Genomic DNA, 25,518 nt, shown 5'->3' on the forward strand with positions numbered 1-25,518 from the left:
CGGTGAGGTTCGACACTCTGCCGAGACACTCCCGAGATATGTCGTTCACCTGCGGTAAAGTCATAGGTCTGCTAGCGGGCGCCTCATTCGGAGAGCGAGCCCGAATGACGCACTTCGCGAAAGGTGTGTGATGGGCTTGAGCGCCCATGGTTCCGTCCTGCCCGTGGTGACCGCCCGATGACCCTGACCGCCGATTCCCGGCCGATCGCCTGTGTCGCCGACGTCACCGTCGCTCCCTCGCCCACCCCCGTCGCCGACCGGGCTCTCTTCTGGTCCGGTCTCGGCGCCGGTGAGCGCACCCTGCTCGACATCCTCGCCGAGACCGCCGCTCGCCACCCCAACGCGGGTGCGATCGACGACGGCGAGACCACGCTGTCCTACCGCAAGCTCGTCGAGGAGATCGACGCCTACGGCCGCAAGTTGACCGCCAACGGGGTCGGCGTCGGCGACCGGGTCGGCGTCCGGATCTCCTCCGGAACCGCGGAACTCTACGTCGCGATCCTCGCCATCCTGTCCGTCGGCGCCGCCTACGTGCCGGTCGACGCGGACGACCCGGACGAGCGCGCGGACCTGGTGTTCGGCGAGGCCGATGTCGCCGCCGTCGTCTCCGATGGCGGCGCGATCACCGTCGTGGGTTCGCCAGGTGGCGTCGAAGGCGTCCCCGCGCCGACCGACGACGCCTGGATCATCTTCACCTCCGGCTCGACCGGAAAGCCGAAGGGCGTCGCGGTGTCGCACGCCTCGGCCGCCGCCTTCGTCGACGCCGAAGCACAGCTGTTCCTCACCGAGGAGCCGATCGGCCCCGGCGACCGCGTGCTCGCCGGCCTGTCCGTCGCGTTCGACGCGTCGTGTGAAGAGATGTGGCTCGCCTGGCGTCATGGCGCCTGCCTGGTCCCGGCGCCGCGTTCGCTCGTGCGGACCGGCGTCGACCTCGGCCCGTGGCTGGTCGCGCAGGGCATCACCGTCGTCTCGACCGTGCCGACGCTGGCCGCGCTGTGGCCCGCCGACGCGCTGGAAGACGTCCGCCTGCTGATCTTCGGCGGCGAAGCGTGCCCGCCGGAACTGGCCGAACGCGTCGCCGTCGAAGGCCGCGAAGTCTGGAACACCTACGGCCCGACCGAGGCCACCGTCGTCGCCTGCGCCGCGCAGATGACCGGCGAAGGCCCGGTCCGCATCGGCCTGCCGCTGGTGGGCTGGCAGCTCGCCGTCGTGAACGAGGCGGGTGAGCCGGTCGCGATGGGGGAGACCGGCGAACTGGTCATCGGCGGCGTCGGCCTGGCCCGCTACCTGGACCCGGAGAAGGACGCCGAGAAGTTCGCGCCGCTGCCCTCGCTGGGCTGGCGCCGCGCGTACCGCAGCGGTGACATGGTCCGCGCCGAAGCCGAGGGCCTGCTGTTCCTCGGCCGTCTCGACGAGCAGGTCAAACTCGGCGGCCGCCGGATCGAGCTCGGCGAGGTCGACGCGGCGCTCCAGGCGCTTCCCGGAGTGCAGGGCGCCGCTGCCGCGGTCCGCCGAACCAAGGCGGGAAACCAGGTGCTCGTCGGGTACGTCGTGCCCGCCGAAGGCGTCGAGTTCGACCACGACGAGGCCGCGACCCGGCTGCGCGAGCAGCTGCCCGCCGCGCTCGTTCCGCTGCTGGCCCTGATCGACGATCTGCCGACGCGCACCTCCGGCAAGGTCGACCGCAACGCGCTGCCCTGGCCGCTGTCCACTGTGGACGCCGCGAAATCCGGCCTGTCCCCGACGGAGAGCTGGCTCGCCGAAGGCTGGGCGGAGATCCTCGGCGTCTCGGTCGACAACCCGAAGGCCGACTTCTTCACCAACGGCGGCGGAAGCCTGACCGCCGCGCAGCTGATCGCGCGGATCCGCACCCGTCACCCGCAGGTGTCGGTGAGCGACATCTACGCCAACCCGAAGCTCGGCGCGCTCGCGTCGCTGCTGGACGCGCTGAGCGGCGAGAAGACCGAGCGCCGCGACATCGCGCCCACCCCGCGCAAGGCAGGGATCATCCAGTCGCTGCTGATGGTCCCGCTGATGGGCCTGGTGGGCCTGCGGTGGACGACCATCGCCGCGACGCTGTCGAACGTGCTGTCGCTGGCCGGTTTCGCCTGGGCACCGACGCTGCACTGGGCGTGGATCGCCGTCGCGTGGATCGTGCTGTTCAGCCCCGCCGGCCGGATCGCGATCTCGGCGACCGGCTCGCGGCTGCTGCTGCGCGGAGTCCGTCCCGGCAGCTACCCGCGTGGCGGGAGCGTCCACTTGCGACTGTGGACGGCCGAGAAGCTCGCCGAGTTCAGCGGCGCGGACAGTGTCGCGGGCGCTTCGTGGATGACGACATATGCCAAGGCTCTCGGCGCGCGGATCGCCAAGGACGTCGACCTGCATTCCCCGCCGCCGGTCACCGGCATGCTGAAACTCGGCCGCGGTGCCGCCATCGAACCCGAGGTGGATCTGACCGGGCACTGGGTGGACGGCGATCTCGTGCACATCGGCAAGATTCGCATCGGCGCCGACGCGCGGATCGGCGCGCGCAGCACGCTGTTCCCCGGCGCCCGGATCGGCAAGGGCGCGGAGATCGCGGCCGGGTCGACCGTCCGCGGCAACGTGCCCGCCGGGCAGCGCTGGGCCGGTGCCCCCGCCGCCCGTGCCACGAAGGACTCGCTGAAGTGGCCGTCGAGCCGCCCGCCGCGCTCGCGGTTCTGGGCGTCGGTCTACGGCGCGACCTCGGTCGCTCTCGGTCTTCTGCCCGCTGTCGCCGCGCTTCCGGCGGTCGCGGTGCTCGGCTACGCGATCGCGGGGACGGCTTCGCTGGGCGCCGCGCTCGGCCAGGCGTTGCTGTTCACGCCGCTCGCGACCGTCGCGTACTTCCTGTCCTACGCCCTGCTCGTGCTCGTCGGTGTTCGTTCGCTGAGCATCGGCATGGTCGAGGGCTATCACCCCGTGCACGGCCGCGTCGCGTGGCAGGTCTGGGCGACCGAGCGGCTGATGGGTATGGCGCGTGAAGGGCTGTTCCCCTTGTACGCCAGCCTGTTCACCCCGGTGTGGCTCCGGATGCTCGGGGCAAAGGTCGGCCGTAACGTCGAGGCGTCCACCGTCCTCGCGCTGCCGAAGATGACCCAGGTGGACAGTGGCGCGTTCCTCGCGGACGACACCATGGTCGCCACCTACGAACTCGGCCACGGCTGGCTGCACGTCGCGCCGGCGCGGATCGGCAAGCAGGCGTTCCTCGGCAACTCGGGGATGGCCGCGCCGGGACGTTCGGTGCCGAAACGCGGTCTGGTCGGGGTGCTGTCGTCGGCCCCGCTCAAGGCGAAGAAGGGCTCGTCGTACCTCGGGATGCCGCCGCTGCCGGTCCGCCGGTCCGTCGGCGCGGCCGACACGAGCCGCACGTACACGCCGCCGCTGCGGCTGAAGGCGGCGCGTGCGCTCGTCGAACTGTGCCGCATCGTGCCGGTGATGTGCGGTGTCGCGCTGACCGTGCTGGTGGCCGCCGGGATCTTCGCGCTGGCGACGTCGTACGGCTTCCTGGCCGCGGTGCTGCTCGGCGGGCCGCTGCTGCTCGCCGCCGGCGCCGCCGCCGCGCTGACCGCCACCGCGATGAAATGGCTGCTCGTCGGCCGGTTCCGCGCGGTCGACCATCCCCTGTGGAGCTCGTTCGTCTGGCGCAACGAACTCGCCGACACCTTCGTCGAGGCGCTCGCCGTGCCGTGGCTGATCGGTTCCCTCGGCGGCACGCCGCTGCTGCCGGCGTGGCTGCGGACCATGGGCGTCAAGATCGGCCGCGGTGTGTGGCTGGAGACGTACTGGCTGCCCGAGTCGGATCTGGTGAGCCTCGGCGACGGCGCGACGATCAACCGCGGCTGCGTCGTGCAGACGCACCTGTTCCACGACCGGATCATGACGATGTCGCCGGTGACCCTGGACGAGGGAGCGACGCTCGGGCCACACGGTATCGTGCTGCCTGGCGCGAGCATCGGCGCGCGGACGACCGTCGGACCGGGTTCGCTGGTGACCCGGGGCGACGCGGTTCCCGCGGACTCGCGCTGGCTGGGCAATCCCATCTCGGCCTGGACCAAGTAGGGACTGGGGGTCTTTCGCGGGTGATTTCGAAGGCCTCCGCGCAGCCCTCGCCCGGCGCGGACACCTCCGGCGACTCCTACCTGCCTCGTCACGGCAACGGCGGTTACCGGGTCCGGCACTACGATCTGGAGCTGGACTACAAGATCGGTCCCAACCGGCTGTCGGCCTCCGCGGCCATCACCGCGGAGGCGACGCAGGCGCTGTCGCGGTTCACACTCGACTTCGGCGAGTTCCGGATCAACCGGGTGCTGGTCAACGGGAAACCGGCCAAGTACCTGCGGCGCGCGCACAAACTGCAGGTGAAGCCGGCGAAGTCGCTGGCGCTCGGCAGCGAGTTCGTGGTCGAGGTCCACTACGTCGGCAATCCGCGGCCCCTCCCCGGGCTGTGGGGCGACATCGGCTGGGACGAACTGACCGACGGTTCGCTCGTCGCGAGTCAGCCGGTCGGTGCGCCGTCGTGGTTCCCGTGCAACGACCACCCTTCGGACAAGGCGACCTATCGTGTCGCGCTGACGACGTCTTCGCCGTATCTCGTGGTCGTCACCGGGAACCTGGTGGCGCGACACGAACGCGCGAGTACCACGAAATGGGTCTTCGAACGGCCCGAGCCGACGCCGACGTATCTGATGAGTGTCCAAATAGGACGGTACGACGACGTCGAACTCGTCTCCGGTCCTCAGCCCGGCTGGTTCTCGCAACCTTCCGTCGAGGCGTTCCGGATCAACCTCGACGGCGGCTCCGTGGTCACCTCGGTCCCGCAACGGGCCGCCGTGCCGCCGCGTCTGCGCCGGGCGTTCGCGCGTGATTTCGGGCGACAGGGCCGGATCATGGACTCGCTGCAACGACTGTTCGGGCCGTATCCCTTCGGCGAGTACGTCGTCGTCGTCACCGACGACGTACTCGACGACCCGATCGAGGCACAGGGCATGTCGATCTTCGGCGCCAACCACGTCGACGGGCGGCGCACGCACGAACGACTCGTAGTGCACGAACTCGCCCACCAGTGGTTCGGCAACAGCCTGACCGTCGCCGACTGGCGGCACATCTGGTTGAACGAAGGCTTCGCGACCTACGCGGAATGGCTCTGGTCCGAGGAATCCGGCGGGCAGAGCGCGCACGAGTGGGCGAAGACCTGGCACGCGCGGATGAAGGTGAAGCCCGCGGATCTGCGTCTCTCCGACCCTGGCGTGGCGCGGATGTTCGACGAGCGCGTGTACAAACGCGGCGGCCTTCTGTTGCACGCCTTGCGTTACACCGTCGGCGACGCGGTGTTCTTCCCGCTGGTGAAGGCTTGGGCGGTGGAGAACCGGCACGGTCTGGTGACCACCGCGGCTTTTGTGGCGCTTGCTGAACGCTTCGCCGGTCGCTCGCTGGCTGGGTTCTTCGATGCTTGGCTGGACGCTCCAGCGCTGCCTGCCTTGCCCTGACGCGTTCGCTTGAGGGTTCCCAATGTCGCATTTGAGACGCTCAGCGTCTCAAATGCGACATTGGGAACCCCTCGGGAGTTGTCCACAGGGAGTGCTGGTGGGGCGAGTTGTCCACAGGCTCGCGGATCAGGGCTGGCGCGGAATGGGCCGGGAGATCCACGATCGCGTATGTGGTGTTGACCGGCGAATGGCGAGACGATCGCGAGGCTCTGTGGGAGCTGAGTCGTGGTGGAGTGATCACTGTCGCGCGCCCGGTGGAGTTCGGCGTTCCCCGGAAGACGTGCTACCGGCGATGTCGGCCAGGGCAGCCTTGGCAGCGCTTGCTTCCGGGAGTCCTGCTGCTCGGTTCCGGTAGCCCGACCCGGCGTCAGTGGGTCGACGGAGCCCTGCTCTACGGCGGGACGCAGGCACTCGTCACAGGTCTCGAAGCTTGCCGACGCCAGGGCTTGCGGGGACCGGGAATCGCGGCCAACGGAATCCAGTTGCTGGTTCCCGCCTCCTGCAAGGTCAGCAGCGTCGGTCCGGTGACCGTGGAGCGGACCACGCGCATGCCCCGGCCGGTCGTCGTGGATGGAATGGCGATGGCGCCACTCGTCCGGGCGGTCCTTGATCAATGCCGCCGGTTGACCACGCCCGATCCGGTCCGGGCCTTGCTGACCGAAGCCGTTCAGCGAGGGCGGCTGAACCCCGAGGTCCTTGTCCGAGAGCTCGAAGCGGGCAGTGATAGAGGTAGCGCGCTGCCTCGCGAGGTACTGCGTGACGTCATCAGGGGAGCCCGCTCGGTCGCCGAAATCGACGCGATGAACGTGTGGCGGCTCTCCGGTCTGCCCGAACCGGTCTGGAACCAGCCGCTCCGGGACGGAAGCGGCGAGTACATCGGAACCCCCGATGGCTACTTCAAGAAGATCCGGCTCGCTTGGGAGATCGACTCCTACGACTTCCACTTCGCGAAGGAGGACTATGCGAAGACTTTGGACAGAAACGCCAGGTATGCCGCAGCGGGGATCGCGCTGCTGCAGACCCTGCCCAGCCGTCTCCGGACAGAGCCCGAGGAGGTCGCGGCAGAGCTTCGTGCGGCGTACGAGGCTCGGCAGTTGAACTCAACCCAGGTTGAGGATGCAGGCTTGGGTCAAGCGAACATCCCCTGGGAGGAACGAAAGTGATTCTCGAGCTCGCCGAAGCGGGAGCCTGCCCGCGCGACCTCGTCGGTGGCAAAGCGGCGAATCTCGCGGAGATGACTTCGGCGGGTTTTCCCGTGCCGGAGGGTTTCTGCGTCACGACCGCCGCGTACCGGCAGGTGCTGGCCCACGGAGAGGGGCCGCGGCTGCTCGGTGAGCTGGCCAGTGTGCCGCCCGACGCCGCGGGAAGGTCGGCGAGCCGCTTGCGGGCCCATGTGCTGACCGTACCTATCCCGGAACGGCTCGAAACCGCGATCGTCGAGGCGTACGAAAGGCTTTCACCGGACGGGCCGGTCGCGGTGCGGTCTTCGTCGACCGCCGAGGATCTGCCGGACGCCAGTTTCGCGGGTCAGTACGACACTTTCCTCGGCATACGGGGCGCCGGAGAGGTGCTCGCCGCGGTGCGCCGTTGCTGGGCGTCGCTGTGGGCGGACCGGGCGGTGAGGTACCGCGCGACGCACGACACCGATCTCGCTCCCACCATCGCGGTGATCGTGCAGCGGCTGGTCGACGCCGAATGCGCCGGCGTCCTGTACACGGCGAATCCCGTGTCGGGCAAGCGATCCGAAGTGATCATCGACGGCGCCCCCGGGCTGGGCGAAGCGGTCGTGTCCGGTGCGGTGACTCCGGACCACTATCGGCTGGGCGTCGAGGGCGAAACCGTGGAGGGGCCGGAAGACGGCTGCCTGACGCCGTCGCGACTGAGCGCGCTCGCGGCGGTCGGCAGGAAACTGGAGAGGCATTTCGGCGCGCCGCAGGACGTCGAGTGGGCGTTCGACGGTGAGGGCGAGCTTTGGCTGACCCAGTCGCGGCATATCACCACGCTGTTCCCGGTCCCGGAGAGCGAGGAACTGCGCGCGTACTGGTCGGTCAACGTCTACCAGGGGATCAGCCGTCCCTTCACGCCGATGGGCGCGTCCATGATCCGGGAGCGCCAGCGGGGAATGGCGGTGTACATGACCGCGCTCGGCTTCTCCGAAGAGATCACCGATGTGGACGGATGGCTGTACTGGGACATCACCGAAGGCGTGCGGAACCCGGCGAAGCGGTCGAAGATGGCCGCGTTCGCCGACAGCCTCGCGGCGCCGTCGGGCCGGATCGTCGAGCAGCTCGGTCGTGATCGCCGGTTCCCGTCAGTGCCTTCGGGTCACGATGCCCCGCCGAAGAAACGGCGCCGCCGCTGGGAACGGATGGTCCTCGCGTGGCTGTGGCCGGATCGGGCTCGTGCCGAGGTCGTCCGCGACGGCGAACGGCGGATCGCCGCCTTCGCGGGGCCGGCCGAGGCGACCGCGGACGAACGGTTGTCCTTTGTGGAATCCGTCCGGCGTGACGTCTGCCGGATCGAGGCGGATCTCCCTCGTGACGCCAATACCGCGGGCGCGACCGGCGGGCAGCTGGCCGGGCGGCTGCTGCGCGGTCACGTGGACGAGTCCGAGGTGGCCGCCGTCTTTCGTGGTGTTCCGCACAATCCGACCACCGAGATGGATCTGGCGTTGTGGCGGGCGGCGACGGCGATCCGGCGCGACGAGGAGGCCCTCCGGTTCTTACTGGAGACCGCGCCCGGCGAACTCGCCGCCAAACAACTCGCCGGGACCCTGCCGGACGTGATCCAGCAGGGCGTCGCCGCGTTCCTGACGGAATACGGCTGCCGTGCCACCTCGGAGATCGACTTCGGTGTTCCCCGCTGGGCAGATGATCCCGAGCCGGTTTTCGCGATGCTGTCGAATCTGCTTCGCGCGGAAGGTGAAGGGCAGGACGCGGAAACCCGGTTCGAGCACGCGGCCGCGGCGGCCGAAGCGCGGATCGTCGAACTCACTCGCCGTCTCCCGGTGACCGAGCTGCACCGAGCGGTCCTCGCGCGCTTTCTGCTCCGCAGGTCGAGGCGGTTGCGGGGACTGCGCGAGTTCCCGAAGTTCTGCCTGATGCGCGGTTTCGCCGCGCTCCGGACGCAACTGCTCCTCGTCGGAGAGGAGATCGTCCGTGCGGAGCGGCTGGAGCAGGCCGGCGACGTGATGTTCCTCGATCTCGCCGAAGTCAGGGAAGCCTTGAGCGGCAGGGATTTCCAGGCGACCGTGGCGTGGCGCCGCCGGCTTTGGGAACGAGAATCCCGCAGGCCCAGGGTGCCTTCGGTCGTGCTTTCCGACGGCACCGCGCCCGCCCTCGAAGCCGATCCGGGCAGCGGTCTCACCGGCCTGGCCGCGGCGGCCGGGGTGGCGACGGGCCGGGCGCGGGTGATCCACGATCCCGACGGAGCACGGATCGAGCCGGGCGAGATCCTGGTCGCCGCGACGACGGATCCCGGGTGGACGCCGCTGTTCCTGACGGCGGCCGCGCTGGTGACCGAAACGGGCGGGATGATCTCGCACGGCACCACTGTGGCCAGGGAGCACGGGATTCCGGCTGTGGTGGGCGTTCCCGGCGCGACCGCGCTGATCACCACCGGGCAGGTGATCACCGTCGACGGTTCGGCGGGGACGATCAGGTTCGGTGAGGAGTCCCGGTGACGGTCGCCTCCCCGCTCACCGGCGCGTTCAACTTCCGCGACGCCGGCGACGGGCCGATCCGGCGAGGAAGGCTGTTCCGCAGCGACACCTTGCAGGCGCTGACCGCCACCGACAAGGAACTCCTGCTCGAACGGTTCGGCATCGAAGGGGTCCTCGACCTTCGCTCCAGCGCCGAGACCGTCAGCGAGGGCCGGGCGGATCTGCCCGGCGTCCGCTATGTGAACGTGCCGCTCCGATCTGTCCGAAAAGGACGATCGAGTGCGCTGGAGGAGATCTACGCCGATCACCTCCGGCACGACGACAACCTCGCGGTCGCCGTCGAGATCCTCGCGGTCCTGCTGGTCCGGCCCGTCGTGGTGCACTGCGCGTCGGGCAAGGACCGGACCGGGATCGTCACGGCCCTCGTGCTCGGCCTCGCCGGGGCGTCGCGGGAGGTGATCGTCCGCGACTACCTGCGCAGCGCGTACAGCCTGCCCCGGGTGATCGCGCGGTTCCGCTCCCTCGGGTTGCCGGAGGAACTCTTCCGGTGCACGGAGGGCACGATCAACGCCTTGCTGGACACCGTTGAGGAAGACTTCGGCGGCTTCGCGGGCTGGGCGCGGCAACGTGGCGTGTCCGACGCCGCGGTCCGGGCACTGCGCGGGAATTTACTCAACGACAGAGGAATTGTCCGGTAAGACATCCGATGTATGTACCGCTGCGCGAGTGAAGGGGGTGGTCAAAGCCCGGCTATTTCTGGAAACATGCCGGTCGCCAGGACTTGATCTGCGGTAAACGTAGTACGAATCTGGAGGCGCCCCATGGTCAAGCTGTCCAGACGATCGATGCTGAGGGTCGCGGCGGGGGCGGCCGCGCTCGGTGGTCTTTGGGCTCAGGGGGCTCCGCCGGCGCTCGCCGGACAGGACGTCCATCGCCGGATCGTCGACGACGCGTGCATGCGCTGGAGGCGGATGCCGAAGAACTGGCAGGAGGGCCCGTTCCTCGGCAACGGCTTCCTCGGCGTGCAGTTCTACGCGGGCGCGCAGCCGAACGTTCTCAAGGTGATGCTCGGCCATTCCCAGGTCCAGGACCAGCGCGGGCAGTGGGAAGCGGGCATCGGGTACTCGCGGCTCCCGATCGGCTTTCTCACCCTCACCTTCGAGGGCGCGATCACGGCGGTGGACTGGCATCTGGACCTGTACAACGCCGAACTCGGCGGCACGATCACCACCACCCGGGGGTCGGTGCGGTTCTCCGCGCTGGTCCACAACGACCGGGATCTCCTCCTCGTCTCGCTCACCGGGGAGGCGTCCGCGGAATGGGGATTCACGCCGCTCGAATCGGCGACCACCAGGACGATCCGCAAGCCGCCCGAGTACACGGCCAACCCCGTTCCGAAGCCGGCCAGTGCGGGCGAGGTCCGGTATTGCGAGCAGCCACTCCACGCGGGCGGCGGGTACACGACGGCGTGGCGTGAGCGGAAGATCGGCACGCGACGGCTCCTGGCGGCGACGGTCGCGTACGCGTTCCCTGAGCCGACCCATACCGCCGAGGCGATCAGGAGGGTCGATCGCGCGTCGGCGGTGCACCCGGACGGGCTCGTCGCCGGCCATCGACGCTGGTGGAACGCCTTCTACCGCCGCAGTTTCGTGTCCGTTCCGGACAAGCGGGTCCAGCGGTTCTACTGGATCCAGCTGTACAAGACCGCCTGCGCCACCCGTGCGAACGGGCCGGTCGTCGCCGAATGGGGGCCGTGGTTCCCGGAGGTCGGCAACAGTTGGACGGCGGTGTGGTGGAACCTCAACGTCCAGGTCACGTACCCGATCGTCAACAGCAGCAACCATCCCGAACTCGACGCCGTCACCGCGACCTTCCGCCGCGACCACGCCAACCTCGAATTCTCGGTCCCTCCCGCCTACCGGGACGGCGACACATACGCCCTCTCGCATCCGGGGGACTGGCGGTTGCGGCCCGGCGGTACCCGCGCGGTCGGCGTTCCGGGCCCCGCCACCAAGAACGACCAGACCGGCAACCTGATCTGGGGCCTGCACAACGTCTGGCTCGCGTACCGGCACAGCATGGACGTCCGCGTCCTGCGCGACGTGCTGTATCCGACGCTCGCCAAGGCGCTCAACTACTACCGCCACTTCCTCGCGACCGGCCAGGACGGTGCCTTGCACCTGCCGATGACGAGGTCACCCGAGTACGCCGACGCGGCCGACTGCGCCTATGACCTCTCGTTGATCCGCTGGGCCGCGCGCACCCTCGTCGAATCGGCGGCCAAGCTGCGGATCGACGACCCGAGGGTGCCGGCGTGGCGGGAGATCGGCGAGAAACTGGTGCCGTACCACCAGGATCCCGCACAAGGCGTGCTGATCGGCGAAGGTGTCCCGCTGGCCGACTCGCATCGGCACTTCTCACATCTGCTCTGGCTCTATCCGCTGCGGGAGAAACTCTGGGACCGTCCCGGTGACCGGGACATCATGCGCCGCACTTTCGCGCACTGGTCCGGCGCGCAGGCGAAATGGCACGGCTACAGTTTCGCGGCGGCGTCGTCGATGAGTTCCGTGATGGACGCGCCGGAGGAAGCCCTGCGGTATCTGAAGATCTTCCTCGACGGGACCGTCGTGGCCAACACGCAGCTGACGCCGAACACGATGTACCGCGAGGGCGCGAACCTCGCGATCGAAAGCCCCATCACCGCCGCACAGTCCATAGTGGACATGCTGCTGCAAGGCGATCACGGAGTGCTCAAGGTGTTCCCCTCGGTCTCGTCGACGTGGCCGGACGCGTCCTTCGAGAGCCTGCGCGCGGAGGGCGCCTTCCTTGTGGACGCTTCCCGCGCGAACGGCGCGACCCAATGGATCCGCGTCCGCAGTGAGGCGGGGGAGCCGCTCACGCTGCGGCATGGGATCTCCGGTGACATCGAGGTCCGTGACGGGCGCGGACGGCGGCTTCCCTGGCGGCACGCGGGTCCCGGCACGATCTCGATCCCGCTCGGCCGCGGCGGGACGGCCGTCGTCCTGCGACGCGGAACGCGTCCGGCGCTGGAACCACGGGACGTTCCTGGTGATCGTGGAACTCCGGCATGGGGGGTCTGAAGATGGACATCACGCGCAGGACGATGCTCGGCGGGGCGCTGGCGGGCGTGGCGGCGGCCGGATTCGCGCCACCGGCGTCGGCGGCGGAGAACGACTTCGCGCTCGGCGGCCTCGACTGGCCCGGTTTCCTCGGCGCGGCCGACTTGATCTGGCGGCGCATGCCGAAGAGCTGGTACGAAGGCCCCTTCCTGGGCAACGGTTTCCTCGGCTCGGGCATCTACGCCGAACCGGGCCGCAACGCCGTCCGGTTCACCGTCCAGCACAGCGAGGTGCAGGATCACCGGCCGGAGTTCGGTTCCCTGTTCGGGCTCGCGCGGCTGCCGATCGGATACTTCACCCTCGAACCGGTCGGCGCCATCACCGGGCTCGACTGGCGGATGGACCTCTGGAACGCCGAACTCAGAGGCACGATCACCACCTCGGCGGGCAGTCTCGCACTGCGCGCGATCGTCCACACCGGACAGTCGCTGCTGGCCGTCGAGATCGAGCCGTCCGAGGGCGAGCGCGGCTTCGCGTGGATCTTCCACCCCGCCGAGGCGGTGAGCCCGAGAACGGATCCGAAGTTCGGGAAGCCGCCGCCGGCCGGGTACGTCGCCAACCCGCCCGCGCGCCTGGAAAGCAGCGGTGACAGCAGGCTTTCCGTGCAAACGCTCCTGTCGGGCGGTGAGCACGTCACGGCGTGGCGCGAGGTCGCCCGCGGATCGAAGCGGACGCTGTACACGTCCGTGGCTTGGTCGTTTCCGAAGCGGACGGCGGCGCGAGAGGCGTTGAAGACGATCCGCCGGGCAGAACCGTTCTCCGCGTTGACGGCCGGGCATCGTCGCTGGTGGCACGACTACTATCGGCACGGTTTCCTGTCCGTTCCGGACACCCGGCTCCAGAGCTTCTACTGGATCCAGCTGTACAAGATCGCCTCCGCCGCGCGCCGGGAAGCGCCGGTGATGGCGACCTGCGGACCGTGGCTGGAGCCGACCCCGTGGCCCGCGACCTGGTGGAACCTCAACGTCCAGCTGGAGTACTGGCTCATCCACGGGTCCAATCACCTCGAACTGGACGCGGTGAGTCACGCGCTCGGCAAGTTCCGGGCGAACCTGACGAGCCAGGTCGCCGAGCCCTACCAGCACGATTCGGCGGGCATCCCGCGGACGACCGACATGACCTTGCTCAACGGCGCGGTCGGGACGAACGCGGGGTTCCCGGTGGGCATCCCCGGCAAGGAGACGACGACTCCGGAGGTCGGCAATCTCACCTGGGCGCTGCACAACGTCTGGCTGTCCTATCGGCACACGATGGACCGGAGCCTCCTGCGGGAAACCCTGTTCCCGCTGCTGCGCAAGGCGATCAACTACTACCTCCACTTCCTGGCGCCCGGGCCGGACGGAAAACTGCATCTACCGGCGACGTTCTCCCCGGAATACGGCGTGAACGCGCCGGACTGCAACTACGACCTCGCGCTGATCCGCTGGGGGTGCAAGACCCTGCTGGAGTCGGCGGCGGAACTGCGCGTCGACGACCCGCTCGCGCGGCGGTGGCGGGAAGTGCTGACCACGCTCGTCCCGTATCCGGCCGACGCCGACGGCTACATGATCGGCGCGGGCGTGCCGTTCGCGAAATCGCACCGGCACTATTCGCATCTGCTGCAGATCTACCCGCTGTACGAGATCACCTGGGAGCGGCCGGAACACCGGCGGATCATCGAGACCTCGCTCGACCACTGGGTGGGCTTCGAAGGCGCGTTGCAGGGCTATACCTTCACCGGCGCCGCGTCGATGTCGGCGCAGATGCTGCGCGGCGACAAGGCGGCGTTCTACCTCGGCGAACTGCAGCGGCGCTACATCCAGCCGAACACGATGTACAAGGAATCCGGTCCGGTGATCGAGACGCCGCTTTCGGCCGCGCAGTCGCTGCACGACATGCTGGTGCAGAGCTGGGGCGGGGTGATCCGGCTGTTCCCGGCCGTGCCCGCCGAATGGGCCGACGCGGCGTTGCGCGACTTCCGTACGGAGGGCGCTTTCCTGCTGAGCGCCTCCCGGCAGGCCGGGAAGACACGCTGGGTCAAGGTCATCAGCGAGGCGGGGGCGCCCTGCGTGCTGCGGACGGACATGGACGGGGAGCTGACCGTCCGCGACCGGTGGGGGCGGCCGAAACGGTGGCGGCGGCTGCCGAACGGGGACGTCCACCTCGACCTGCGGCGTGGGGAGGAGGCCGTCGTGCACCGTGCGGACGACCGGCCGGACCTGGAAATCCGGCCGGTCCCGGCGAACGGGGCCAGTGCGCCATGGGGGATGCCGTGACGTCGTGGGCGGCGATACGCGAGAGTGTTCCTGTACTTCCTCCGGACGACAGGAGCACAGATGTCCCAGCCGCCGCAGCCGGGCGAGCCCGAAGGCCAGGCGCCCGATCCCGGGGCTCCGCAGGGGCAACCTCCCCAGCAGCAGTATCAGCAGCCCTATCCGCAGCAGCCGTACCAGCAGCAAGGCTGGTACGGCGCGCCGCAACAGCCGCCGCCGTCGTCGTCGAACAAGACGGCGCTCTGGGTGGGCCTGGGTGTGCTGGGACTCGTCGTGATCGTCGCCGTCGTGGCGATCACCGGCTACGTTGCGCCGGGGTTCTTCTCGTCGGACTCGAAGGACAAGGGCACGGCCGCGTCGTCGTCCTCGCCGGCTCCGACTTCCAGTGCGCAGGACACGGCGACACAGAGCCCGGTGAACATCCCCGCGAACAGGGTTCCGGTGCCGCAGCGCAGCACTCCGCTGCCGGATCCGACGGACTGCGCGTTCCCGGCGGATACCTCCGGTCCGGTGCCGAAGAAGGTGAACCCGCCCGCGGCGGGTCCCACCCCGGCGTCCGGCACGATGGCCGTCACTCTCAAGACGACGGCGGGCGAAGTCGGGCTGACGCTGGACCGCGGGCTCGCGCCGTGCACCGTGGCGAGCTTCCTCTCGCTGGCGCAGCAGGGTTATTACGACGGAACGTCGTGCCACCGGCTCGGTACCACGGGACTGCAGATGCTCCAGTGCGGAGACCCGGAAGGCTCCGGAATGGGCGGGCCGGGATACACCGTTCCGGACGAGGTCTTCTCCGGCCTCAGGTACGGGCGGGGCATCCTCGCCATGGCGAAGAAGCAGGCGCCGGACACAGGCGGCAGCCAGTTCTTCATGGTGTTCGGTGAAGCGGAACTGCCGCCGGAGTACACGGTGTTCGGGAGTATCACGGACGCCGGCCTCCAGACCCTGGACAAGGTCGCTCGCGGCGGGGTGGACGACGAGAAGGGGCCGGGCGACGGGACCGGGCCGCCGCGGATCCCGGTGACGTTCCAGTCGATCGCGGTGGGCTGAACCGGTTTCCCGTGAAGGCCTCCTTACCAACCCTCAGGGTAGGCAAGGAGGCCTTCACGGCATTTCAGCGAGACGGCGGGTGCCGGACGCCGAACCACTGCTCGGCGCCGTACTCCTCGAACCGCTCCACCTCAGTGAAGCCGAGCTTCGCCGCGACGCGCATCGAGCGCTCGTTGGCAGTCTGCGTGCAGAGCACCACCGGCTCGCCGGGAAGCGCTTCGGCGAACCAGTCGAGGGCCGCCGCGCAGGCCTCGACGGCGTACCCGCGTCCCCACGCCTGCGGCAAGATCAAGTAGCCGAGCTCGGTTTCCCCGCCATCCGGACGAAGGTGTCCCGGACGCTCCGCGTCACGCTGGTCTAGCGTGATCATGCCGATCAGCGACCCGTCGAGCTCGATGACGAACAGTCCCGGTCGCCGCCCCGGAATCGCGGGGCTCGTGCGCTCGAGCTCCTCACGCGGCCGAGCGCCGCCGATGTACGTGCCCACTTCTGGCGAGGCGAAGAGCTCGATGAACGCCGCACGGTCCCGAGCCTCGGACCCGCGAAGCACGAGCCGCTCGGTCTTGATCGGGGCAGGCGGCCAGGCGACGTGATCGAGCTTCGTCATGGGCGGCAACCTAGCGCACGCCGTTGCCCGGTGCCCGGAAGCCGCCGATCTCCCGTTCGAGCAGTTCGGCCAGGCGCAGCGGGGTGCGGTCTTCGAACATCGGGCCGACGAGCTGCACGCCGACCGGCAGATCCTCGGGAGACCGGCCCGCCGGTATGGCGGTGGCAGGCAGGCCCGGCATGGTGGCCAGGCCCGCCCAGACGAGCTGATCGAAGTACGGGTACTCGACGCCGTCGATGTCGAGGCGCCGTTCCATCGGATTGGGGTGGTGGTCGTGCGGGAACGCGGGCGTCGGCGTGATCGGGCACACCACGGCGTCGAACTCGGCGAACAGCCGCCGCCAGCCGTGGCGGTGGACTTCCCGACGCTTGTCCGCCTCCATCCAGTCGCTGTGGCTGAACAGCATGGCGCGCAGCCGCACGGCGTCAAGGCTCTTGTCGTCCGCCTCGGCCTGCGGCTGCTCGAGCGATTCGATGGGGAAACGCGCTACAGAGCCCGAAATCAGCAACTCCATGTAGAGCTTCGCGGCCTCGGCCAGGTCGGGCAGCAGCGGACTACGCGACGCGACGTGGGCGCCGCCGTCGACGAGCGCGTCGGCCACCCGGCGTACGCCCGCCCGCACGGCGGCCCCGGTCGGAATGAGCGGATGGTCGTCGATGACCAGGACCCGGAAATCGCGAAGCCGCTCGTGGCGGGCGGGCGGCAGCACCGAACGATGCGCCACGCCGTGCGTCAACGGGTCCGGTCCGGCCATGACGTCGAGCAGGAGCGCGAGGTCCCGTGCGGAGCGCGCCATCGGACCGACGACGGCGAGGTCGAAGTCGGTCGGGAAGGCAGGCTCGGACGGTGGGACCATGCCGCGGCCGGCGGCCAGTCCGAGCGTCGGCTTGTGGGCGTAGACGCCGCAGAAATGCGCGGGCGTGCGCAGGGAGCCGCCTAGGTCGGAGCCGATGGACAGTGCGCCGAACCCGGAGGCCAGTGCCGCCGCCGACCCGCCGGAGGACCCGCCCGGCGTCCGATCGTGATCCCATGGGTTGACGGTGGTGCCGTAGATCTCGTTGAAGCTCTGGATGTCCTGCAGCCCCAACGACACATTGGTCTTGCCGAGCACCACCGCGCCCGCGGTCTTGAGCCGCGACACCTGCACCGCATCCTCGGCGGGCACATGGTCACGGTGCGCCGGCATGCCCCACGTCGTGGGCAGCCCGGCCATGTCGTACGACTCCTTGACCGTCACGGGGACGCCGAGCAGCGGTCGATCCTCACCACGCGCGCGTGCCTGGTCGGCACGGTGCGAGGCAGCCCGCGCGCGGTCGAAGTCCGGCACGCAGATCGCGTTGATCACCTTGTCGTCGCGCTCGATCCGGGCGATCGCCTCGTCGGTCAATTCCGCCGATGTCACCGTACCGGCGCGTAATGCGGCAATGATTTCTTCGGCCGTCTGAAAGCTCCATTCCATGAATTCGAAGCTATCGACGTGCTCATGGGGGCACGAAATTCCGAGTCAGGCAACAGAAAGGCCTCTATTGTGGACTCGTTCGGCGGCTGCAGGCGGATCAGTGCAGGTCACGGCGCTGAAAGGAGGCGACTTCGCCCGTGCGAGCCATGAAATGCCGCTTTGCGCAACGGGACGGACGTCTCAAGTCGCGTCGAGTGCTTCCATGAGGCGCGCGTAGGACTGGTCTTCCCCGACTCCGGTCGTGTGAGCCGGATCGCGGTCATGGACGGTCACCAGTTGCGGGAGAATCACGTCGTATCCCTGGCGCAGGTGCCGCGTGGCCAACTCCCGCCCGTGGCCACGGGCCCATTCCAAGGCGGCGAAGAAGTTCTCCTGCCATCCGCCGATCAACCCAGCGAGTACATCCAGATCGAGCGCGAGCGCGCCGGGGTGTTCGTTGGCGTAGCGGCGGGCGAGAGTCGACTTTCCCACGCGCGAGAGGCCGTTGAGGTGGATCAGGCGCGCCATGACGCGCTCTAGTTCGGCGGCTGCTGAGTCGGCGGGTAGCCCGGCTGTGGCGGCGTCGGGTAGTTGACCGGCCCGGGGCCAGGCGCGAAACCGGCCGGGTGCCGAGGCGGATGGCCGCTCTTGGCGACCGCGATGGCGACCAGGAGCCAGGAGAGCAACGCGACGGCGTCGAGCGGGATGCCGACACCCATGAAGATCCACTGGATCTCGTCGACGGAAAGGCCGCCGGACGAGGCCCAGGACGGCACGTTCACCGACACGAACCGCCAGACGATGCCCGCCGCCGTCGCGACGAGCATGAGCACGAAGGCGCCCACCATCAGGCCGGAGACTCCGCGGGAGCGGGCTTTGACCGAAAGGATCAAGCCGAGCAGGCCCACCACGAGCTGCACTACCCGCGGGATGACATCGATGCTCGCGAACGTAAAGGTTGACATGCCTGCCTTCCACAGCTTTTCCGCCGGAGATCGTGACGTCCGGCCACGCCGAGGTGATCCTATGTGGTGGCAACGCTTCACGTGGCGGGTTCAGGGAACGGGACCGGGTGTGCCCGCCACCTTGGCGGGCACACCCTTTACCCAACGTGAACCGAAAGGCTCAGAGGGGGTTGTATGCCCCCAGCGGCGCGGTGCAGAACGGGCCGCCGATGTACTCCGCAGCGATCCCGGTCGGCGCGGGCATGTCCGCCAGCTGGTCGGCGTAGGTCTCCGCGTTGTCGAGCGACTTGTAGCCAAGGGCCTCGGCTTCGGCGAGCGAGTAGACCCGGCGCGTGTTGTCCGAGACGCCCCAGATCAGCCGGTAGCCGGGGGAGGGGTAGCTCAGGCAGGCCTCGAACAGGCGCGCGCCGTCGTCGGGGGAGAGCCAGGTCGTCAGGCCGCGCGGGCCGAGGACGAGCGGGCTTTCGAAGCAGGAGCCGATCCGGATGACGATCACGTCCATGCCGAACCGCGAGTGGTACAGGCTGCCGAGTGCTTCGATGGCCGCCTTGCTGACGCCGTAGTAGGTGTCGGGCCGGGGCGTGGAGTCGGCGGGGAGGCCGTCCTCGCCCGCTTCGTCGTTGCGGCGGAAGCCGACGGAATGGTTGCTGGAAGCCAGGATCACGCGCGGCACACCGGCGGCCCGTGCGGCTTCGAGGACGGTGTGGGTGCCGTTGATGTTGACGTCGAGGGTGGCTTCCCACGAGTTCTCGCGGCTGTGCCCGCCGAGGTGGATCAGCGCGTCGACGCCGGCGCAGGCCTCCGCCATCGCCTCCGGGTCGGTCACCGAAGCGGTGATCAGCTCGACGTCCTCGCCGCCCGCGGCTTCGGGCTGCGCGGCCAGGTCGAGCAGCCGCAGCACCCGGCCGGAACGGCGTAGCCGCGGCCGCATCAGGGTGCCGACGATACCCGCCGAGCCGGTGATCAGGACGCACTGCTCTGCCATGTGAACCCCTTGTCAGTGAAGGAAGTACGGGATGATCAGCGGATACCGGCGCGGCGCAGTTGCTGGCCGAGTTCCGCGGTGATTTCGGCGAGGAGTTCGCCGACGCGCCGGGCGTCGGCGTCGGTGACTTCGGTGACCGGCATGGAGCAGCTGATCGCGTCGGTGCCGGGGATGCGGTACGGGATCACGGCCGCGACGCAGCGCACGCCGAGGCTGCCTTCCTCGACTTCCGAGGCATAGCCGCGTTCGCGGGTCTTCGCGCATTCGGCGTGCAGCGCCTCGACGGTGGTGATGGTGTTCGGGGTGAGCGCCGACAGCTCTCCGGTCAAGAGCCCGTCGATCTCGTCGTGCGTCAGTTCGGCCAGTAACGCCTTCCCCAGCGCGGTCGCGTGGGTGGGCAGCGTACGGCCGACGCGGGACACGAGATGCGTCGAGTGCCGGGACTCGCGCGTCTCCAGATAGACGACGTCGGTGCCCTCGCGGCGCGCGAAATGCGCGGTGTAGCCGGTCTTCTCCCTGATCCGTTCCAGCGCCTCGGTCGCGTACGGGACGACCGGGTCGCGGTCCAGATAGGCCGTACCGCAGATCAGCGCGCGGACGCCGAGGCGGTAACGGGCGGTGTTGGTGTCCACTTCCAGCCAGCCGGCTTCGAGCAGGGTGCGGAGCAGCCCGTGCAGGCTCGACCTGGGAAATCCGGTCCGCGCGTGGAGATCCGACAGGGAAAGCCACACGTCGTTCGCGGCGAAGGTCTCGATGAGGTCGATCGCCCGCCGGGCCGATTTGACCCCGGCGGGTTCGGCGGCGGGTGCGCCGTTCGCCACGGTGACAGCGGCTTCCTGCTGCGGCATCCGCGCTCCTCCATCCGGCCGTTGACTTGTGACTCCGGCCATATTAGCGTCCCGAACAGCGTTCTTATGGATGAACATAATCACTATAACAGACTCCGTTCATGGATGTGAACAGGTCGGGCTGGGCCTTCGTGAACGCGGAGAGGAGTCAACGGTGCACGTACTCGACTGGGCGATGGTCTGCGCGTATTTCGCGTTGATGGTCGTGATCGGCTGGTGGTCGCACAAGCGGATCCACGATGTGAAGGACTTCTTCACCGCCGGAGGCAGGATGCCCTGGTGGCTGACCGGGATCTCGCATCACATGTCCGGCTACAGCGCGGTGCTGTTCGTGGCCTACGCGGGCGTGGCCTATACGAGCGGGATCACCGTCTATTTCTGGGGCATGGCCAGTATCGGCATCGGTGTCGGTATCGGCAGCTGGCTGTTCGCCGCCCGGTGGAACAGGCTCCGGTCGAAGCTGGGGGTCGCGTCCCCGCTCGAGTACCTCGCGCGGCGGTTCAACGTCCCGACCCAGCAGGCGCTCGCGTGGAGCGGAAGCCTGCTGAAGATCTTCGACATCGCGGCGAAGTGGTTCGCGATCGCCACGATCCTCAACGTCTTCGCCGGGGTGGACTACACCTGGGGCATCATCATCACCGGTTCGGTCACGCTGGTCTACTGCACCGTCGGCGGTCTCTGGGCCGACGCGCTCACCGACTTCGGCCAGTTCGTGATCCAGGCCATCGCGGCCATCGCCATGCTCTGGGTGGTGCTGGGCAAACTCGGCGGCGTCTCCGGTCTGTGGACGATGTGGGGCGACCTCCCGCCGAGCCACCTCAACCCGACCACGTCGAAGTTCACCACGGTCGTGTTGCTCGTCTATGTGCTGGTGAAGACCCTGGAGTACAACGGCGGTATGTGGAACCTGGCGCAGCGCTACATGGCCGCGCCGGATACGCACGCGGCACGCCGGGGCGCGCGGCTCTCCTCGATCCTGTACCTGGTGTGGCCGCTGTTCATGATGTTCCCGATGTTCGCGGCTCCGCTGCTGATCCCGAACATCCAGAACCCGGACAACGCCTACGCGATCATGACGACGACGTTCCTGCCGCCGGGCCTGATCGGGCTGGTGCTGGCGGGCATCTTCTCGCACACGATGGCGATGGTGTCCTCCGACGCGAACGCGATCTCCGCGGTCATCACCCGTGACATGCTGCCCGTGCTGATCAAGAAGACCCGGCGGTGGACCGAGGCGCAGGGGCTGCTGGCCGCTCGCATCACGACCGCGATCTTCATCGTGCTGACCATGGCGGTCGCCACGCAGGCCCCCAAACTCGGCGGTGTGCTCGGGATCGTGGTGCTCTGGGTCGCGGCCCTGATGGGCCCGATCTCGGTACCGCTGCTGCTCGGCATGCTCCCGTGGTTCCGCCGATCCGGTTCCCGCGCGGCGCTGATCTCGTGGGCGGGCGGTCTCATCGCCTACGCGATCGCCTACTACGGCTACAAGGCCACCCTCGCGGTCACCGTGTCCACCCCGATCTTGGTCTCGCTGGGGCTGTTCATCGGGCTCGGCTACCTCATGCCCGAGCGCAAGGCCACCACCGACGAGCTCATCGACACGATCGACCGCGACGACGACGTCCTACCCCGCAAGTCGCAGGACGGCACCACCGTGCCCGCCTGACCGGGCCCGTACCCGGGACCATCCACAAAGAACGAAAGAGAAATCCATGGCACAGCCCAAGATCGAACTCGACGGCCTACTGGCGTTCCCCTTGACCCCCTTCACCGAGGGGCTGGAACTGAACCTCGACGCGTTCGCGGAAACCGTCGAGAGCCACGTGGCCGCCGGAGCCGGCGCGCTGTTCGTCGCCTGCGGTACCGGCGAATTCAGCTCGCTGTCCCCGGACGAGCACGCAGCGATCCTGCGCAAGGCTCGTGAGGTCGTCGCCGGGCGGGTGCCCGTGTGGGTCGGCGCGGGCGGCGGTGCGGCGTCGGCCCGTGCCGGGATCGCGGCGGCGGAGGCGGGCGGCGCGGACGGCGTCCTCCTCCTGCCGCCCTACCTGGTCACCGGCCCGACGTCCGGGCTCGTCGATCACGTCCGGTACGCCGTCGGGGAGTCCTCGATCCCCGTGATCGTCTACCACCGTTCCACCGGCGTGTTCACCCCGGACTCGGCCGTGGACCTGCTCGGCATCCCGTCGGTGGTCGGCATCAAGGACGGCTTCGGCGACGTCGAGCTGATGAGCCGGATCATCACCACGATCCGCTCCGTCGGCACTGACCGGGCCCGCGATTTCCTGTTCTTCAACGGTCTTCCGACGGCGGAGGTTTCCGCGCGCGCCTACGCCGCGGTCGGCGTGGCGCGGTACTCCTCGGCCGTGCACTGCTTCGCCCCCGAGATCGCGGCCCGGTTCCACCGCGCGCTCGCGGAGAACGACGACGCCGTCATGGAGGCGCTGCTCGCCGGGTTCTACCTGCCGCTGGTGGCGCTGCGGGATGAAGGGAAGGGTTTCGCCGTGTCGCTGGTCAAGGCCGCCGCGCGTCTGCGGGGTGACAAGGTCGGCTCGGTCCGGCCGCCGCTGGTCGAGCCCACCTCGGACCAGATCGCCCGCCTGGAGAAGATCGTCGACGACGGGTTCGCGGCCCTCAAGTCCGTCGAGGCCGGTGCCTGAAGATGAAGGTTCTCGACGTCGTCCTGACCCCGGTCGCCTTCGCCGACCCTCCGCTGCTCAACGCGATGGGCGTGCACGAGCCCTTCGCGCTGCGCGGCGTCGTCCAGCTGATCTGCGAGGACGGCGTGGTCGGCCTCGGCGAGTCCTACGGTGACCTAGCGTTCCTCGACCAGGTCCGGAAGGTGCTTCCGGAACTCAAGGGGCACGACGTGTTCGACCTGCCCGGCCTTCGCCGGAAGGTCGCCACCACCCTCGGCGAGGTCGTCTTCGCCGACGCGCACGGGCTCACCGGCGGTTTCTCCGTCAGCAAGACCGTCGCCAGCGTGTACTCGCTGTTCGAGGTGGCCGCGCTCGACGCGCAGGGCCACTATCTCGGCAGGCCGGTGGTGGACCTGCTCGGCGGCAAGGCGCGCGACGCCGTCGACTTCTCCGCTTACCTGTTCTACAAGTTCGGCGCCCACGTCGGCGCCGAAGAGGACTCGTGGGGCGAGGTGACCACGCCGGAGGCGCTCGTCGGCGAGGCACGGCGCATGGTCGAGGAGTACGGCTTCGGCTCCATCAAGCTGAAGGGCGGCGCGTTCGACCCCGACCAGGAGATGGACGGGATCCGCGCGCTCGCGGACGCGTTCCCGGACCACCCGCTCCGCATCGACCCGAACGCGGCGTGGACCGTCGAGACCGGGATCCGGGTCGCCGAAGAACTCGACGGCGTCCTGGAGTACCTCGAAGACCCGACGCCGGGCATCGAGGGCATGGCAAGGGTCGCGGAGAAGGCGAACATGCCGCTGGCCACGAACATGTGCGTCGTGCGCTTCGCGGACATCGAGCCGGCGTTCCGGCAGCGGGCGGTCGGCGTAATACTTTCGGACCATCATTACTGGGGTGGCCTGCGGGACACCCAAGCCCTCTCGACCACGGCGGAATGCTTCGACGTGGGGCTGTCCATGCATTCGAACAGTCATCTCGGGATCAGTCTGGCCGCTATGGTGCACGTGGCCGCGGCGACGCCGCACCTGACCTACGCCTGCGACACCCACTGGCCGTGGAAGACGGCCGACGTCATCGCCCCGGGTGCGCTGGAGTTCGCCGACGGTGCGGTCGCGGTGCCCGACAAGCCCGGGCTCGGGGTCGAACTCGACCCCGACGCGCTGGCGCGGGCCCATGAAGACTATGTCCGAAGTGGACAGACCAAACGGGATGACGTGACCTATATGCGGAAGTTCGTCGGAAGCTTCGAACCGAACACGGCACGGTGGTGACGAGGTGAAGGTCACCGGATACGCCTACCCCTGGGACGTCGTCGACGATCCCGGCTTCGTCGAGCGCGTGCGGGAACTCGGCGTCGACGAGGTCGCCGTCGCCGTGTCGTACCACAGCGCCCGCGCGGCGACGCCCTGGTCGCCCGAGCGCACTTCGGTCGTCGCGCGCCACGCGGCGCTGTACCGGCCGGTGCGTGAGGAGGCGTGGGGTGAGCTGAAGCCCGCCGAACCGGACTGGGTCGAAAGCCGCGACAGCGCGGGCGACGCCGTCCGGATGCTGAACGAGGTGGGCGTCCCGGCGGCGGCGTGGCTCGTGCTGACCCACAATTCGCAGTTGGGCACGGAGTTCCCGGAGCACACCGTGCGCAACTGTTTCGGCGAGCGCTACCCGTGGGCGCTGTGCCCCGGCCAGCCCGCCGTCCGCGAGTACGCCGCGAACGTGACGGCGGAAAGCCTCGCCGGGCTCGACTTCGCCTCGGTCGTCCTCGAGGCCTGCGGTCCGCTCGGCGCCGTGCACCAGCACCAGCACGAGAAGACCGACGGCGTCTGGTCGCCCGCGGTGGCCCGGCTGCTCTCGATCTGCTGCTGTGACGAGTGTCTCGACGCTTGGGCCGCGGCGGGGCAGGATCCGGGGAAGGCGCTGGGCAAGCTGCGGGCCGAGGTCCGGCGGCTGATCGACAGCGGTGACCTCCGGGCGACCGAGGACAAGATCCTGCCCACCCTGCGGCAGGTCCTGCTCGACACGCGGCAGCAGGCGACCGACGCCCTTCGGCGCGAGGTCCTCGCGAAGATCCCGTCGGGGCCCCGGATCGTGCTGCACGGCGCGATGGACCCGTGGGTCACCGGCGCGCTGCCGGGGCTGACGCCATCTGCCCCGGACGACGTCGACGCGGTGGTGCTGCAGAACTGGGCACCCGGCCGTCCCAGTGTCGGCGCCGTCGCGGCGGCACGCGCGAAACTGCCGGAGAAGGTCGCCGTCGGCAGCTACATCACCGCGGTGGCGGCCAGCCCGGTTCCCGACATCGAGGCCTACACCACCGAACTCGGCAAGGCAGGCGCCACCGAGCTGCACCTGTACCACCTCGGCCTCGCCGGCCCGGGGCGCTGGGCGGATCTCATCGCCGCCGTCAGCGCCGCGCAAGAACTCTAGGA

The 25,518-nt window shown here is 69.2% G+C and carries 18 protein-coding genes; 12 read left to right on the forward strand and 6 right to left on the reverse strand.

Annotation, left to right across the window (positions count from 1 at the left end; all coding sequences use genetic code 11):
- The first annotated feature begins 177 nt into the window (after nucleotides 1–177).
- From BLW75_RS41610 to BLW75_RS41645, 8 genes are all read left to right on the forward strand, one after another.
- A complete protein-coding gene (locus BLW75_RS41610) occupies nucleotides 178–4,080 on the forward strand; it encodes a Pls/PosA family non-ribosomal peptide synthetase (RefSeq protein WP_034322336.1) in 3,903 nt (1,300 codons plus the stop codon).
- A gap of 20 nt (nucleotides 4,081–4,100) precedes the next feature.
- The gene (locus BLW75_RS41615; protein WP_034322339.1) at nucleotides 4,101–5,507 is read left to right on the forward strand and encodes a M1 family metallopeptidase; all 1,407 of its coding nucleotides are present in this window, start codon (nucleotides 4,101–4,103) and stop codon (nucleotides 5,505–5,507) included.
- Between the two features lie 320 nt (nucleotides 5,508–5,827).
- On the forward strand, nucleotides 5,828–6,670 hold the full coding sequence (locus BLW75_RS41620) for a hypothetical protein (RefSeq protein WP_241784058.1): 843 nt from the start codon (nucleotides 5,828–5,830) through the stop codon (nucleotides 6,668–6,670).
- Nucleotides 6,667–9,189 (forward strand): PEP/pyruvate-binding domain-containing protein, encoded by a 2,523-nt coding sequence (locus BLW75_RS41625; RefSeq protein ID WP_091599527.1) that lies wholly within the window; start codon nucleotides 6,667–6,669, stop codon nucleotides 9,187–9,189. Before BLW75_RS41620 ends, BLW75_RS41625 begins: the two co-directional genes overlap by 4 nt.
- Nucleotides 9,186–9,866, forward strand: a complete 681-nt coding sequence (locus BLW75_RS41630) for a tyrosine-protein phosphatase (RefSeq protein ID WP_034322345.1) — start codon at nucleotides 9,186–9,188, stop codon at nucleotides 9,864–9,866. Before BLW75_RS41625 ends, BLW75_RS41630 begins: the two co-directional genes overlap by 4 nt.
- 123 nt (nucleotides 9,867–9,989) lie before the next feature.
- Complete coding sequence (locus BLW75_RS41635; RefSeq protein ID WP_034322348.1) at nucleotides 9,990–12,269, forward strand: glycosyl hydrolase family 95 catalytic domain-containing protein; 2,280 nt, start codon at nucleotides 9,990–9,992, stop codon at nucleotides 12,267–12,269.
- A gap of 2 nt (nucleotides 12,270–12,271) precedes the next feature.
- Nucleotides 12,272–14,563: a glycosyl hydrolase family 95 catalytic domain-containing protein gene (locus tag BLW75_RS41640; protein WP_034322399.1), complete on the forward strand. Its 2,292-nt coding sequence runs from the start codon at nucleotides 12,272–12,274 to the stop codon at nucleotides 14,561–14,563.
- Between the two features lie 60 nt (nucleotides 14,564–14,623).
- Nucleotides 14,624–15,607, forward strand: a complete 984-nt coding sequence (locus tag BLW75_RS41645) for a peptidylprolyl isomerase (RefSeq protein ID WP_034322351.1) — start codon at nucleotides 14,624–14,626, stop codon at nucleotides 15,605–15,607.
- A 64-nt stretch (nucleotides 15,608–15,671) separates the two neighbouring features.
- Here BLW75_RS41645 and BLW75_RS41650 read toward each other — a convergent pair whose 3' ends face one another.
- The 6 genes from BLW75_RS41650 to BLW75_RS41675 all read right to left on the reverse strand — a co-directional run bounded on the left by BLW75_RS41650 (nucleotide 15,672) and on the right by BLW75_RS41675 (nucleotide 20,450).
- Nucleotides 15,672–16,214: a GNAT family N-acetyltransferase gene (locus BLW75_RS41650; RefSeq protein WP_034322353.1), complete on the reverse strand. Its 543-nt coding sequence runs from the start codon at nucleotides 16,212–16,214 to the stop codon at nucleotides 15,672–15,674.
- A 10-nt stretch (nucleotides 16,215–16,224) separates the two neighbouring features.
- Nucleotides 16,225–17,673: an amidase gene (locus BLW75_RS41655; RefSeq protein ID WP_034322356.1), complete on the reverse strand. Its 1,449-nt coding sequence runs from the start codon at nucleotides 17,671–17,673 to the stop codon at nucleotides 16,225–16,227.
- A gap of 180 nt (nucleotides 17,674–17,853) precedes the next feature.
- On the reverse strand, nucleotides 17,854–18,180 hold the full coding sequence (locus BLW75_RS41660; protein WP_091599530.1) for an AAA family ATPase: 327 nt from the start codon (nucleotides 18,178–18,180) through the stop codon (nucleotides 17,854–17,856).
- Nucleotides 18,181–18,188: 8 nt separating this feature from the next.
- Nucleotides 18,189–18,617 (reverse strand): hypothetical protein, encoded by a 429-nt coding sequence (locus BLW75_RS41665; protein WP_034322358.1) that lies wholly within the window; start codon nucleotides 18,615–18,617, stop codon nucleotides 18,189–18,191.
- A 160-nt stretch (nucleotides 18,618–18,777) separates the two neighbouring features.
- Nucleotides 18,778–19,602 (reverse strand): NAD-dependent epimerase/dehydratase family protein, encoded by an 825-nt coding sequence (locus BLW75_RS41670; protein WP_034322360.1) that lies wholly within the window; start codon nucleotides 19,600–19,602, stop codon nucleotides 18,778–18,780.
- A gap of 35 nt (nucleotides 19,603–19,637) precedes the next feature.
- The gene (locus BLW75_RS41675) at nucleotides 19,638–20,450 is read right to left on the reverse strand and encodes an IclR family transcriptional regulator (RefSeq protein WP_034322363.1); all 813 of its coding nucleotides are present in this window, start codon (nucleotides 20,448–20,450) and stop codon (nucleotides 19,638–19,640) included.
- Between the two features lie 154 nt (nucleotides 20,451–20,604).
- On the opposite strand from BLW75_RS41675, the gene BLW75_RS41680 reads away from it, so the two are divergent.
- From BLW75_RS41680 to BLW75_RS41695, 4 genes are read left to right on the forward strand one after another with little or no spacing between them, the layout of a single operon-like run.
- Nucleotides 20,605–22,116 carry a sodium:solute symporter family protein gene (locus tag BLW75_RS41680; protein WP_034322366.1) on the forward strand — a complete coding sequence of 504 codons (1,512 nt, stop codon included), beginning with the start codon at nucleotides 20,605–20,607 and terminating at the stop codon, nucleotides 22,114–22,116.
- Nucleotides 22,117–22,162: 46 nt separating this feature from the next.
- A complete protein-coding gene (locus BLW75_RS41685; RefSeq protein ID WP_034322368.1) occupies nucleotides 22,163–23,107 on the forward strand; it encodes a 5-dehydro-4-deoxyglucarate dehydratase in 945 nt (314 codons plus the stop codon).
- A gap of 2 nt (nucleotides 23,108–23,109) precedes the next feature.
- A complete protein-coding gene (locus tag BLW75_RS41690; protein ID WP_034322371.1) occupies nucleotides 23,110–24,366 on the forward strand; it encodes a glucarate dehydratase family protein in 1,257 nt (418 codons plus the stop codon).
- Between the two features lie 4 nt (nucleotides 24,367–24,370).
- Nucleotides 24,371–25,516, forward strand: coding sequence for a hypothetical protein (locus BLW75_RS41695; protein WP_034322375.1), 1,146 nt, complete (start codon nucleotides 24,371–24,373; stop codon nucleotides 25,514–25,516).
- The last annotated feature ends 2 nt before the right edge of the window (nucleotides 25,517–25,518 follow it).

Origin of the sequence: Amycolatopsis lurida (assembly GCF_900105055.1) — a bacterium.
Taxonomy (GTDB): Bacteria; Actinomycetota; Actinomycetes; order Mycobacteriales; family Pseudonocardiaceae; genus Amycolatopsis; species Amycolatopsis lurida.

Excerpts from the sequence above, each read along its gene's own strand:
- BLW75_RS41635 (WP_034322348.1), top strand. The coding sequence starts at position 9,990 with ATGGTCAAGCTGTCCAGACGATCGATGCTGAGGGTCGCGGCGGGGGCG.
- BLW75_RS41640 (WP_034322399.1), top strand. The coding sequence starts at position 12,272 with ATGGACATCACGCGCAGGACGATGCTCGGCGGGGCGCTGGCGGGCGTG.
- BLW75_RS41685 (WP_034322368.1), top strand. The coding sequence starts at position 22,163 with ATGGCACAGCCCAAGATCGAACTCGACGGCCTACTGGCGTTCCCCTTG.
- BLW75_RS41610 (WP_034322336.1), top strand. The coding sequence starts at position 178 with ATGACCCTGACCGCCGATTCCCGGCCGATCGCCTGTGTCGCCGACGTC.
- BLW75_RS41645 (WP_034322351.1), top strand. The coding sequence starts at position 14,624 with ATGTCCCAGCCGCCGCAGCCGGGCGAGCCCGAAGGCCAGGCGCCCGAT.
- BLW75_RS41665 (WP_034322358.1), bottom strand. The coding sequence starts at position 18,617 with ATGTCAACCTTTACGTTCGCGAGCATCGATGTCATCCCGCGGGTAGTG.
- BLW75_RS41650 (WP_034322353.1), bottom strand. The coding sequence starts at position 16,214 with ATGACGAAGCTCGATCACGTCGCCTGGCCGCCTGCCCCGATCAAGACC.
- BLW75_RS41675 (WP_034322363.1), bottom strand. The coding sequence starts at position 20,450 with ATGCCGCAGCAGGAAGCCGCTGTCACCGTGGCGAACGGCGCACCCGCC.
- BLW75_RS41690 (WP_034322371.1), top strand. The coding sequence starts at position 23,110 with ATGAAGGTTCTCGACGTCGTCCTGACCCCGGTCGCCTTCGCCGACCCT.
- BLW75_RS41670 (WP_034322360.1), bottom strand. The coding sequence starts at position 19,602 with ATGGCAGAGCAGTGCGTCCTGATCACCGGCTCGGCGGGTATCGTCGGC.
- BLW75_RS41655 (WP_034322356.1), bottom strand. The coding sequence starts at position 17,673 with ATGGAATGGAGCTTTCAGACGGCCGAAGAAATCATTGCCGCATTACGC.
- BLW75_RS41660 (WP_091599530.1), bottom strand. The coding sequence starts at position 18,180 with ATGGCGCGCCTGATCCACCTCAACGGCCTCTCGCGCGTGGGAAAGTCG.